13 protein-coding genes are annotated in these 12,431 nt (G+C 60.2%); 7 read left to right on the top strand and 6 right to left on the bottom strand.

The window, feature by feature from the left end:
• The first annotated feature begins 13 nt into the window (after positions 1-13).
• The 5 genes from pyrE (at position 14) to fbaA (ending at position 6,071) form a co-directional block, all read left to right on the top strand.
• A complete protein-coding gene (gene pyrE / locus ACFP6B_RS00860) occupies positions 14-595 on the top strand; it encodes an orotate phosphoribosyltransferase (protein ID WP_237187354.1) in 582 nt (193 codons plus the stop codon).
• A complete protein-coding gene (locus ACFP6B_RS00855; RefSeq protein WP_237199168.1) occupies positions 596-1,252 on the top strand; it encodes a TrmH family RNA methyltransferase in 657 nt (218 codons plus the stop codon).
• Between the two features lie 242 nt (positions 1,253-1,494).
• Complete coding sequence (locus ACFP6B_RS00850; protein WP_377125569.1) at positions 1,495-2,958, top strand: MFS transporter; 1,464 nt, start codon at positions 1,495-1,497, stop codon at positions 2,956-2,958.
• A 141-nt stretch (positions 2,959-3,099) separates the two neighbouring features.
• Positions 3,100-4,710 carry an SLC13 family permease gene (locus tag ACFP6B_RS00845; protein WP_377125566.1) on the top strand — a complete coding sequence of 537 codons (1,611 nt, stop codon included), beginning with the start codon at positions 3,100-3,102 and terminating at the stop codon, positions 4,708-4,710.
• Positions 4,711-5,045: 335 nt separating this feature from the next.
• Positions 5,046-6,071: a class II fructose-bisphosphate aldolase gene (gene fbaA / locus ACFP6B_RS00840; RefSeq protein ID WP_135012224.1), complete on the top strand. Its 1,026-nt coding sequence runs from the start codon at positions 5,046-5,048 to the stop codon at positions 6,069-6,071.
• Positions 6,072-6,194: 123 nt separating this feature from the next.
• Here the strand turns inward: fbaA and gltS are convergent, their stop codons facing one another.
• Entirely contained in the window at positions 6,195-7,418 is a 1,224-nt protein-coding gene (gene gltS, locus ACFP6B_RS00835) for a sodium/glutamate symporter (RefSeq protein WP_377125563.1), read from the bottom strand.
• A gap of 323 nt (positions 7,419-7,741) precedes the next feature.
• Here gltS and ACFP6B_RS00830 point away from each other — a divergent pair, with 323 nt between their 5' ends.
• Both ACFP6B_RS00830 and ald read left to right on the top strand, forming a co-directional pair.
• Positions 7,742-8,158, top strand: coding sequence for a DUF3151 domain-containing protein (locus ACFP6B_RS00830; protein ID WP_237210211.1), 417 nt, complete (start codon positions 7,742-7,744; stop codon positions 8,156-8,158).
• Between the two features lie 129 nt (positions 8,159-8,287).
• Positions 8,288-9,376, top strand: coding sequence for an alanine dehydrogenase (gene ald, locus ACFP6B_RS00825; protein WP_377125559.1), 1,089 nt, complete (start codon positions 8,288-8,290; stop codon positions 9,374-9,376).
• 91 nt (positions 9,377-9,467) lie between these two features.
• Here ald and ACFP6B_RS00820 read toward each other — a convergent pair whose 3' ends face one another.
• The 5 genes from ACFP6B_RS00820 to ACFP6B_RS00800 form a co-directional block, all read right to left on the bottom strand.
• A complete protein-coding gene (locus tag ACFP6B_RS00820; RefSeq protein WP_377125556.1) occupies positions 9,468-9,875 on the bottom strand; it encodes a hypothetical protein in 408 nt (135 codons plus the stop codon).
• Positions 9,872-10,291 (bottom strand): hypothetical protein, encoded by a 420-nt coding sequence (locus ACFP6B_RS00815; protein ID WP_377125553.1) that lies wholly within the window; start codon positions 10,289-10,291, stop codon positions 9,872-9,874. Before ACFP6B_RS00815 ends, ACFP6B_RS00820 begins: the two co-directional genes overlap by 4 nt.
• 67 nt (positions 10,292-10,358) lie before the next feature.
• A complete protein-coding gene (locus tag ACFP6B_RS00810; RefSeq protein WP_377125550.1) occupies positions 10,359-10,781 on the bottom strand; it encodes a hypothetical protein in 423 nt (140 codons plus the stop codon).
• A gap of 351 nt (positions 10,782-11,132) precedes the next feature.
• The gene (locus ACFP6B_RS00805; protein WP_377125547.1) at positions 11,133-12,107 is read right to left on the bottom strand and encodes a hypothetical protein; all 975 of its coding nucleotides are present in this window, start codon (positions 12,105-12,107) and stop codon (positions 11,133-11,135) included.
• On the bottom strand, positions 12,108-12,362 hold the full coding sequence (locus ACFP6B_RS00800; protein WP_377125811.1) for a DUF6318 family protein: 255 nt from the start codon (positions 12,360-12,362) through the stop codon (positions 12,108-12,110).
• Positions 12,363-12,431: the final 69 nt, after the last annotated feature.

Here is a 12,431-nt window from a genome sequence, read left to right as displayed (position 1 = left end):
TAGACTAAAAAGCATGACTAACCTCTCCACCACCCTCCCCATCGAAGAAGCCCGCGAACGTCTGCGCGAGCTCATCAGCGAACTGGCCGTCGTGCGCGGCAAGGTCACCTTGGCCTCCGGTAAAGAAGCCGACTACTACGTTGACCTGCGCCGCATCACCCTGCACCACGAGGCCTCCCGCCTGGTTGGCCAAGTCATGCTCGACCTGCTCGACTCAGCCGGAATCGAATTTGACGCCGCCGGCGGTCTGACCATGGGTGCTGACCCCGTCGGTCACGCCATTATGCGCACCGCTGGCGACCAGGGCCGCGCCATCGACACCTTCGTGGTGCGTAAGGCTCAGAAGTCCTACGGCATGGGCCGTCAGGTTGAGGGCCCCTCAGTGGAAGGACGCCGCGTGGTAGCTGTCGAGGACACCTCCACCACCGGTGGTTCCGCACTGACCGCCGTTGAAGCCCTGCGCAAGGCAGGTGCCGAGGTTGTAGCTGTCGCCGTCATTGTTGACCGTGCAACCGGCGCCAAGGAGCACATCGAAGAGGTTGCGGGCGTTCCATGCCTCTACGCCTACTCCAAGACCGACCTGGGCCTGGACTAAGTGGCAGACCTAGAAGCAACCGAGCCCGAAAGCGAGAGCCCGGAGCGGGAAATCGGCGTCGGCCCCTGGGAAGGCGAATGGCCAGAAGGCGACCACTGGGATCCCGAGCTGCTGCGCGAGGGCGACCGCCGCAACGTCCTTGACCACTACCGCTACTGGACCATGGACGCCATCATCGCCGACCTTGATACCCGCCGCCACTCCTTCCACGTAGCCATCGAAAACTGGCAGCACGACCTCAACATCGGCACCGTGGTGCGCACCGCTAACGCCTTTCTGGCGAAAGAAGTGCACATTATCGGCAAGAAGCGCTGGAACCGACGCGGGGCTATGGTGACTGACCGCTACCAGCACGTGCGCCACCACCCTACCGTCGAGGACTTTGTGACCTGGGCGAAAGGTGAGGGGCTTGCCATCATCGGCATTGATATCTTCCCCGACTCCAAGCAGCTGGAAACCTATGACCTACCCAAGGACTGCGTCCTGGTCTTTGGTCAGGAGGGGCCCGGCCTGTCAGAGGAGATTCACGCGGCCGCCGAGGCAACCCTGTCTATCGAGCAGTACGGCTCCACCCGCTCCATGAACGCAGCAACCGCTGCCGGCATTGCCATGCATGCCTGGATCCGCCGTCACGAGTTCGGCCAGCGCGTCAGCTAGACCTGAGAGCGGACGCCCGCCCCGCCGGCGTCCGCCGAACTCGCCAGCTGCGGCGCCCACCGGCGTCCGCTGGTGGTGAGTGTCCATGAAAATCGCGGAGTGCCCACACGTTTCGTGGGCGCTCCGCGATTTTCATAAGCTCTTGCATTTCTGCAAAAACTTTCCCCCTGAAGTATTTTATTAATGTACTAGCAGGTCTAGAATAGCTCTGTAGGCGAAAGACGAGAGCAAAGAGGTGCAGCATGGCTACGAAACCAGAACCCAACAAGAACCCCCAGGGTGCACCCGCTACCCAGTTGTCCACCACCAGCAGCCCGCGCAAGCTCATGACGGCCCTGCTCACCCCGCTTTTCATGGCTCTCATGGCTATCTCGGTGGTCAACGTTGCCCTCACCCCCATCGGGAACTCCTTGAACGCAGGCTCCAGCCAGACCCAGTGGGTGGTCTCGGGTTACGCCCTGGCTTTCGGCGTGCCCCTGGTTGCCGCAGGGCGCATCGGTGACGCCACCGGCCGCCGCCGCATGTTCATGATCGGCGTTTCCTTCTTCACACTAGGCTCCCTGCTCAGCGCTATTGCACCCACCATTGAAATCCTCATCGCCGCCCGCGTGCTCCAGGGCCTTGGCGCGGGCTTCTTTAACCCCCAAACTACCGGGATCATCCAGGCCAACTTCACCGGCCAAGCCCGCGCCCGCGCCTACGGCATGTTCGGCACCGTGGTGGCGCTCGCCGTCATTGTGGGCCCGGTGCTCGGTGGCTTCCTTATCCAGATTTTCGGGGACTCCCTGGGCTGGCGCATGATGTTCCTGGTCAACGTGCCCATCGGTCTTGCCGGTTTGCTACTGGCCCGTCTCTGGGTACCCAACGACCGGGCGTCCGCACCCTCGCACGGAACCCGCCTCGACCTTGACCCCGTGGGTATGGCAACCCTTGCCCTAGCTATTTTCGCGGTTCTCTTCCCCTTCGTCGAGCGCAGCGGCAACCCACTGGTCTGGGCGGTTCTGCCCGTCGGTCTTGCCCTCATCGCCTTCTTTATTGCCTGGGAAAAGCGCTATAAGAAGGCCGGACGCCCGCCCATGCTCGATATCGACCTGGTAACCAAGCCTGCCTTCCGCAACGGCATCATGATTGTGACCCTCTACTTCTTGGGCAACACCAGCGTGTGGCTGGTTATCCCCATCTACGTGCAGAACCACCTGGGCCAGAGCGCGCTGACCGCCGCTCTGATTACCATTCCCTCGTCCCTGCTGTCTGCGTTTGCAGCTCCCTGGGCAGGACGCCGCGTGCTGGCTATGGGGCGCCGTATGGTGATGCTGGGGTTCGGGTTGTCGCTCACCTCGATTGTGGCCACCATGCTCACCGTGACCCCGGTGGAACAGGGGCTGCTACCGGTGTGGGTCCTGGCTGTGCCCCTGATTCTGATTGGTGCAGGCGGTGGTCTGGTGATTTCTCCCAACCAGACCCTGACCCTGGCGTCCGTGCCTCCCGCCATCAGCGGCGTAGCGGGCGGCGTGCTCTCCCTCGGCCAGCGTATGGGCACCGCTATCGGTACCGCCATCATCCCCTCAATCCTCTACGGCCTGGTAGAGTCGGGTGCCCACTGGAACGTCGGGCTCATAGCCTCCTTCGGCGCTATCGTGCTGACCCTCTCCCTGGGCCTCGCCTTCACCATCGCCGACCGCCGCCGCGAACTGCGCGAGGGGTAACACTAGCCCGCGCCCGCTTCATAAAAGTGCTTATCAGGTACAGTAAAAACATTCCCTGTACACACATTCCGCCTAGGTTAGCCGTTTCTTAACCAGAGCAGCTACCTACGGCATCAGCACACACAATGGAGTGAGGTTGATATGGACAAGCCCCACATCACGGGTGACCACCTGCAAAAATACAGTGCAGCTCCCACCCAGGCCATAGACCAGATTCACCGCTCGCGCGGCTCCCAGGCGCCAGAGGTTGAAGCCGGCGAACGCAAAAAGCGCCTCATCGGCCTCTTCGGCGGCCTGCTTGCAGCCGCCCTGGTTTACGTCATCATGCCCGGCGACGTACCCGACGCCGCGCGCCTGACCGCAGCCACCGCCGTCCTGATGGGTGCCTGGTGGATGACCGAGGCCCTACCCATTCCCGCTACCGCCCTGCTGCCGCTGGTGATTTTCCCGGTCTTCAACAGCGACGTGAAAATCAACGATATTGGCGCTAGCTACGGCAACAACATCATCTTCCTCTTCATGGGCGGCTTCCTGCTCGCCCTGGCCATGCAGCGCTGGAACCTACACCGCCGCATAGCCCTGCTGACCCTCAAGGTCATGGGCACCAAGCCCTCCATGATGGTCGCGGGCTTCATGGTAGCCACCGGCTTTCTCTCTATGTGGGTTTCAAACACCGCTACCGCCGTCATGATGATCCCCATCGGTGTCTCCGTGCTCATGCTGATTGCCCAGGCCAGCGGCACCACCGACATTAAAATTGAGGACGGCGCTTCCCCCGACGATCAGGCCGTCAAGGACGCTGTGATTAAGTCCGACTTTGGCACCGCCCTGATGCTGGGTATCGCTTACGCCGCCTCCATCGGTTCCCTGGGCACCCTGATAGGTACTCCGCCCAACACCCTGTTGGCCGGGTATATGGCAGATACCCACGATGTTCACATCGGCTTTGGCCAGTGGATGCTGGTGGGCGTGCCCCTGTCTGTAGTGGTTCTTTTCGTCTGCTGGTTCCTGCTGACCAAGGTACTCTTCAAGCCAGAAATTAAGGAGATTCCCGGCGGTAAGAAGCTTATCGCCAATGAATACGCCAAGCTCGGCGCCATGAGCTCGGGTGAACTGCGCGTACTGATTATCTTTATCGCAGCAGCTCTGGCCTGGATTTTCGTCCCCATCATCTGGTCCGAATCCCCGCCCATTACCGATGCCGGTATTGCCGTAGCTGTTGGCCTGCTGCTCTTTGCCCTGCCCGCCGGTGGCACCGCCAACAAGGGCGTGCGCCTCATTGACTGGGAAACCGCAACCAAGCTGCCCTGGGGCGTGCTGCTACTCTTCGGTGGTGGTCTAGCGCTCTCTGGTCAGTTCACTAGCTCCGGCCTGACCCAGTGGATCGGTGACTCCGTCGGTGCCCTGGGTACCCTGCCCATCCTTGTCATCGTGCTGCTGGTGACCACCGGCGTCATCTTCCTGACCGAGCTCACCAGTAACACCGCCACCGCAGCCACCTTCCTACCCGTCGCGGGCGGCATCGCCATGGGCATGGGCTACGACCCTATGCTGCTCGCCATCCCCGTAGCACTTGCTGCCACCTGTGCCTTCATGCTCCCCGTAGCGACTCCGCCCAACGCCATCGCCTACGGCTCGGGCTACGTCACCATCGGGCAGATGGTCAAGGGCGGCCTCTGGCTCAACCTCTTCTCCATCGTGGCGATCACCGCGGTGACCATGACCCTGGCCATGTGGATCTTCGCCCTCTAAACCGTATTCACAAGGTGTGGCAGATTCACGCTTGCTGCGATTCTGCTTCACTCACCTTTTGAACACCCCTCACTAAACCCATAAAAACCCAACACCCTAACACCGGCAAGCACCAAAAGCCGGTGTTAGGGTGCTTAAGACCCCCAGAAACACATGGTTTTCTGTGGGTTTATGTCCGAAATTAGTGTGGGAAACCTACCCTTTCCCGCCGCGCCCTTGGTAAACTGAAAAGCAGGCAGGCGCTCGCCCCACCGCGTCCTTACACGCACCGGGTGCAGCACCAACTCACACCAGGCCACCAACCGGGTGGCCCCACCGACAACCAAGGAGTCAGCATGCCTATTGCAACCCCTGAAGTCTACGCAGAAATGCTCGAAAACGCCCGCGCCAAGGGCTTTGCGTACCCCGCAGTAAACGTCACCTCTTCACAGACCCTGAACGCTGCTATCCGCGGCTTCGCAGAAGCAGGCTCAGACGGCATCATCCAGGCCTCCACCGGTGGCGCCGCCTACTGGTCAGGCCCCAACAAGAAGAACATGGTTGTCGGCTCCCTCGCCTTCGCTGCCTACGCACGCGAAGTTGCTAAGCAGTACGACGTCAACATCGCCCTGCACACTGACCACTGCCCCCAGGACAAGCTTGATGACTTCGTGCTGCCCCTGCTCGCAGAATCAGAGAAGGCTGTAGCCCGCGGCGAAGACCCCATCTTCAACTCCCACATGTGGGATGGCTCCGCTATCTCCCTCGAAGAGAACCTCAAGATCGCTCAGGAACTGATCGAGCGCACCTCCAAGAACCACCAGGTTCTCGAGGTCGAAATCGGCGCTGTTGGCGGCGAAGAAGACGGCGTTGAAGGCGCTATCGATGACTCCCTCTACACCACTGTTGAGGATGCCATCAAGACCGTTGAGGCCATCGGCCTGGGCGAAAAGGGCACCTACATGGCAGCCCTGACCTTCGGTAACGTTCACGGCGTTTACAAGCCCGGTAACGTTCACCTGCGCCCCGAACTGCTCAAGGAAATCCAGACCGAGGTTGGTGCCAAGTACGGCAAGGGCGAAAAGCCCTTCTTCCTGGTCTTCCACGGCGGTTCAGGCTCCACCGAGCAGGAAATCGCAGACGCAGTTTCCTACGGTGTTATCAAGATGAACATCGACACCGACACCCAGTACGCCTACACCCGCCCCGTTGTGGACCACATGTTCCGCAACTACGACGGTGTGCTCAAGGTTGACGGCGAGGTCGGCAACAAGAAGACCTACGACCCCCGCGTATGGGGTGCAGCTGCTGAAGCTGGCATGGCCGCTCGCGTGGTTGAAGCTGCCCAGCAGCTCGGCTCCGCTGGTACCTCCGGCAAGTAAGCCCTGTAGCTAGGCTCCCTAGCCTAGACCAAAGGCGCCGGACGCTCCCGCTTGTGCGGGGTGCGTCCGGCGCCTTTGTGTTGCGGTGGTGAATGTGCCGCGAAGTGCGGACGTCCGCCCCGGCTAGACGATGGACAGGAAGGTCATGATGTTCACCAGGTTGGTGAAGTCGATGAACATGCCGCCCACGATGGGCAGGATGAAGAAGGCCAGCTTGGAGGCCTTGTACTTGGTGACCAGGGATGCCATGTTGGCGATGCCGTTGGGGGTTGCGCCCATGCCGAAGCCGCAGTGGCCGGCGGTGAGGATAGCTGCGTCGTAGTCTGCGCCCATGGCACGGAAGGTAACGAAGTTAGCCCATACCCACATGAGGACGACCTGGGCCAGTAGGAGCACGATGAGCGGGATAGCCAGCTCGGCCAGCTGCCAGAGCTGAATGTTCATGAGGGCCATCGCCAAAAAGACGTTGAGGCCGATGTTGCCCAGCACTTCAACCTCCTGCTCGGGGACGAGCTCGTGGTATTCCTTGGAGTTGCGGCGGTCGCTGATGTAGCGCAGGGCGACGGCGATGATCATGGGGCCCATGTAGCTGGGGAAGGCGGCGCGGTCGGTGAGCTGGCCAACCAGGTAGTTGAGGGCCTCGGTGAGGTAGCTACCGATAAACATGGCGACCAGGATCATGATGAAGCCGTGCAGGATGCTGTCGGCGTTGAGTTTGCGCGGGCGCACGGTCAGCAGGGCGGTGTTGATGTTGACCTGGTGGGAGGGTTCCTTCTCGAGCAGGTTGTGCTTGATGATTAGGCGGTTGGCGACGGGGCCACCCATGAGTGAGCCGGCGATGAGGCCGAAGGTTGCGGCGGTGTAGGCGACGGTTTCTGCACCGGTGACGCCGGAGGCTTCAACGAGCGGGGCGATACCGCCGGAAACACCGTGGCCGCCGGTCATGGGGGTGGAGCCGGTCATGAGCGCCAGGGCCGGGTCGACGTTGACCACGGGGGCGACCAGGACGGCCACGATGTTCTGCGCGATACAGAGACCCGTTGCGACCAGCAGGAAGAGGCCTACCTTTGAGCCGGCTGACTTGAGCACCTTGAGTGAGGCGCCGTAGCCGACCGAGGTGAAGAAGATGACCATGAAGAAGCTCTGCAGGGTGGTGTCGAACTTGATGGTCAGTACCCCGGTCTGGTTGAGTACCAGGTTGACCAGGGAGAAAAGGAAGCCGCCAATAACGGGTGAGGGGATAGCAAAGCGCTGGAAGAAGTAGAAGCGGTTCTTAATCCACATACCGAGTAGGAGCAGCATTACTGCCCAACCGGCGGACTGAACCATGGTGAGTTCAAGCGTCATAGAGGTCTCTCTGTATCTGTGATGGTGTGTGTTTTCCACTTCGTCGGTGAAGTTGACCTTTCACACTATACGGGACGTCTTAGTGCGGTGCGGCTGGGTTTTCGTCACAGCGGGGTGCGCGGACGCCTGCCGCAAGCAGGCGTGGGAGTAGCTGGCGGGCGGGACTAGGCTTAAATACAAAAAAGGGTGTTTTTGGGAGTTAGAGGCGCGTGGGCTTGGTGCTATCTCCCAAAATGGGGTGTTTTTGGGAGATAGGGCGCTACTTTTCCCGGGCACGCGTAGACTTTTTGTAGTTACAAGAATTTGAGTTGAATGGAGTACCCATGTCACTTGCCGGTAAGAACCTGCTAGATGGCCCCGCCCCCACCCTGCTGCCTGAAGAGCCTGAGCTGACGGCCCGCGTCCGCGCCGGTGAAGCTCCTGTCGACCTTGCGCAGGCCTTCCCCAAGTCGTCGCTGGCCTGGGCCCTGCTGGCCGAAGAAACCTTGAGCGCCGGTAGGACTCTTGAAGCCTACGCCTATGCGCGCGTGGGTTACCACCGCGGTCTGGACGCCTTGCGCGGTAATGGCTGGCGCGGGCACGGCCCGATTCCGGTGAGCCATGAACCGAACCGGGGCTTCCTGAAGGCCCTGCTGATTCTGGGTCAGACTGCCGCAGCAATTGGCGAGACGGACGAGGCTGAGCGTATTGAGAAGTTCCTGAACGACTCCGACCCGGCTGCCGCCGCCGAGCTGGCCTAGCCCCTGACCGCCCCGGATTTTCTTGGACATATGAAGAAAATTTGGGGCGGTTTGTCTTTGTTCAACAAAAGGGCGTAGGCTGATTAACGCAACATTTTTCAACGACGAAAATGAATGGGAGACCCCCTCATGCGCATTGGCGTACCCCGCGAAATCAAGCCCCAGGAACAGCGCGTTGGCCTTACCCCTGACGGCGTGCTGGCTCTTGTTCAGGCTGGCCACGACGTGCTGATTGAGAAGGACGCCGGGCTCGGCGCAGGCTTTTCCAACGAGGAATACGAGAAGGCTGGGGCTACCCTGGTCAGCCAGGAAGAGGCCTGGACTAAGGCCGAACTACTCGTCAAGGTCAAAGAGCCGATTGAGCCCGAGTACAAGTACCTGCGTGAGGATCTGACCCTTTTCACCTACCTGCACCTGGCTGCTGACAAGCCCCTGACCGAGGCCCTGCTGGCTGCGAAGACCCGCGGTATCGCGTACGAGACTGTGCGTAACGGCCGTGCCCTGCCCCTGCTGCTTCCCATGAGTGAGGTTGCGGGTCGTCTGGCTGCTCAGGCTGCGACCCAGTACACCATGGCTACCGAGGGTGGTCAGGGTATTCTGCTGGGTGGCGTGCCCGGTGTTGCCCCCGGCCGCGTGGTGGTTCTGGGTGGCGGTAACGTGGGTACCCACGCCGCTAAGCTGGCTGTTGGTGCTGGCGCTGAGGTGACCATTCTTGAGGGCTACGGCCCGCGTGTGCGTGAACTGTCTGATCTGTTCGGGTCTACTGCGCGCGTGCTGAACTCCACTCCCGCGAATATTGAGCGTGAAATCGCTGAGGCCGATGTGATTATTGGTTCGATTCTGGTTCCTGGCGCTAAGGCTCCTAAGGTTGTGCGCCGTGAGCACCTGAAGACTATGAAGCCCGGCACCCTGCTGATTGACGTCGCGATTGACCAGGGCGGCTGCTTCGAGACTTCCCGCCCCACCACCTATGCTGACCCGATTTTTGAGGTGGACGGCATCCGTCACTACTGCGTTGCTAACATGCCAGGTGCTGTGCCCCGCACCTCGACTATCGCCCTGACCGATGCCACCCTGCCCTACGTGCTGAAGCTGGCTGCTGGCGTGGACGAGGCCCTGGCCAACAACCCGGACCTGGCTCTGGGCCTGAACACCGATGCTGGCAAGATTACTTTTGCCGGCGTTGCTGAGGCCTTCCCTGAGCTGCCTGCCGCCTAGGTCTTAGAGGTAGCTTAAGGGTGCGGACGCCCGCCCCACCTTCCTGCCCTACGGCAGGGGGGGTGGGCGGGCGTCCTTGTTTATTTTCGGGCTACTTGCTGTGCTTGCCCGTGTAGGGTGGGCGCACCGGCAGGAGTCTGCGCGCCAAGAGATAGAGCATGTACGCTAGCACCGCGTGGAGGGCCGCTGTGCCCCACACTGTGAGCGCGAGTGATTCCGGTAGTAGGTTGTAGAAGAGGAAGGTTCCTAGCATGGTGCCTGCCAGGCCGAGAAGGAGAATCCCAGCCGCATGCCAGGCGTGCTTGCCCTGCCAGGGAAAACGAGCCATTTCAAGGCCGACTCCGCCGAGGAAGATAGAGACTAAGCCCAGCCAGTTGCTGTCGGCGTATATGCCCCAGGCTATAGACCCATAGCCTAGGCCAATGACCAGAGCGGCTGCGGGAGAAGCCCCGATCATGATGGGGTCTTGGCTTGGTTCGTGTGCCGGGGTGTTTGTCATTCCTGCTCCTGGCTGAGGGGATGGTAGCCGGGGGTGACAAAGCGGTGGAAGATGAAGGTGGTGACTGCCAGGAGGGGGAGGCGCCAGGTGGCGCTGGCGGGGTCGTCCAGGCCGGGGAAGAGCAGGGCGAAGACGGCCACGACAAAGACCGTCTGGGAGGCGTAAGCGTAGCTTGCGGGGAGGGTTCGTTTCGCTGAGGATACGGGGCGGTTGGCGTAGATACCGAAAGCTACGCAGCAGAAGACGAGAACCATGGTGAGCAGGTGGGCCTGGAAGATGAGGCTGGCTGCGAGAGCCGTCGTGAGGGCGGTGATGGTGAGGGCTTGTGGCCAGCTGCTGCCGATGCGCTCCTCGTGGGTGTAGGACGCGGACGTCTGCTGCACAGCCGGGTGGGAGTGGATGGTCTGTTCGGTCATGGGAATCTCCTCCTTGAGATTTCTACTATTGTAGAACTGTAGGTTCTAGTCAGGCGAGAGTTGCCTGTTATTTGTTGTTGGGCATGACGGGTTTACTCTTATGAATCCAGGGCATCGCGAACCGGGCAGCCAGGGTGAGGGCGCCAAAGCTGCTGATGAGGGTTGCAATGTTTGACCAGGTGTCTGTTTCTGGCTCGGTGAGAATAAGCCATATCAGGGTAAAGAACCAGATGACAAGAGTTACGAGGAAGAGAACGGTGTAGCTGGTGCGGGTGTATGTTTCGATACGGTCATATTTGAGTTTGGACTGGTCTTGCGTGTACCAGATGGGGATGAATATGAGCGGGAAGAGCCCAGCTAAGTAGCCGTGTCTTGCAAGTATGACGGCGAGCATGCCTGTGTATATGGCTGCGAGCAGAAGGGAAGGCTTCCAGGGTGCTCCATTGGCCTGGTAGCCAACTTTTTCGGCGGTCTGTAAGGGTGTTGTCATGACGGTAACCTCCTTGTTGTTTGCCTACTCCACCCAATTATATCATTGCTTACTATTTTGGAGGGCAGAGAAAAGGTCGCAACCTTCTGGTTGCGACCTTTTCTCATACACACACATTTCTTTCGCACCCATCCCTCACGGGAGGAGCATCAGAGGTTACACACATTTCTCTGAAAGGGGTGACTCATCGCCACGGTGAGATTCTCAGTCTCTTGAGGTGGTGAGGTTTTCTCTCCTCGTCCTCATGTATTTAACTATGGCACCCCAACCTTTGAGCTCAATTCGGGGAACCTGTGCGAAACCTAAGAAAATACTTTTCCAGTGAAGTTTCTGCGCTGGCTGGTGGCGGAACTAGCCGGTGGCGCAGCCCCAGGCGTCCGCGCCCGCGGTGCAGTCGTCGGCAACTAGCCCAACCTTGGTGCGCCAGACCCGCACGAGCTGCGGGTCGCTGGTGCGGCTGACGGTCCCGTCGATGACCTGCCAGGGCCCGCCGTCGACGGAGTATTCGCCGCGGTAGGTGGTGGTCAGGGCGAAGTAGTAGTCGCCGGGGTCTGTGTAGCGGTGGGAGGTGTCGGTGGGCTGGTCCCAGACGTCCGCGCCGAGCTGGTAGCCGGGGTAGGTAATTGGCCCGAGAGTGGCGCCGTCCCCGTAGTCGAAGGTGTAGGAGATGGGGGTTGCGCGAAGTACGACATTTTGGCCGTTGATGGTGCGCGTGAATTCTTGGGGGTTGGGGTCAGCCCAGAAGTTGGTGTTGTAGTTTTTGAGGGTGTGGGGTGCGCGTTCTTGCTGGGGTGTGGCGGCTGCGATGGGGAAGGTGTCGAAGTCGTGGGTTGTGAGGGTGATGCGGACGGTGCGTAGTACGGTTTGCCCGTTTTCTTCGGCGAGTTCTAGGCCTGCAGCTTCGAGTTCTGCTGGGGTGAGGGGGACGCAGCCGATGGGGCCTTGGGGAGTGTTGTAGGGGGTGTCTGCACCGTCGGCCCAGTCGGCTGGGACGAGGGAGAGGACGCCGAGGCCCCCGTCGCTTGCCAGGCAGTAGGTCCCCGGGGAGGGCGAGCTCCCCATCTTCAGGGCGGCACGGTTGGGGCCTCGGGGCTTATCGAAGTAGATAAGCTGGACGGCCGCAGCTACTTCAGACTGCGGAATTTCTTGGTGCTTTGTCTGGTGGCTATCATTACTTCCAACTTCACCCTCAATGAGGTGTTCTCGGATGGTATCTACTAGAAACTTATCTCCGTCTGATTTTCCTGAGGTTTCGGCATATGCCGGTGGTAACGCAAGATTTGTAGTGAGTAAAGCTAATGCAAGAATTTTCGTGGTTCGCTTCATTTAATTCACCACATCGGCGCTAATGATGGTCCACTTGCCGTTGGCGTATTGAAGCTTGATTTCTACGCCATCGTTAATTGCCTCGGAATTATCGTTATAGGTAGCCTCTCCGCCCAACCAAAATATTGAATCTTTGACTTCGAAATTTGCGGCTAGTGAGTATTGACCGTTTCCATGAGATACAAGCAGATTTTCGTTATGGTGGGTGGTTCTGCCACCCCCGATTACCCAGCCTTCGTGTTCATAGAGGCTTATTCAAAAGTCCCACCCGCAGCCAAAAACACCAACCCCCGCACCACCGCAAACACCCGCCCATACAACCCC

Source organism: Rothia nasimurium (genome assembly GCF_042660305.1).
Taxonomy (GTDB): domain Bacteria; phylum Actinomycetota; class Actinomycetes; order Actinomycetales; family Micrococcaceae; genus Rothia; species Rothia nasimurium.
The sequence above is the reverse complement of the archived record's forward strand: the minus strand, read 5'-3'. Positions and strand labels throughout refer to the sequence as shown.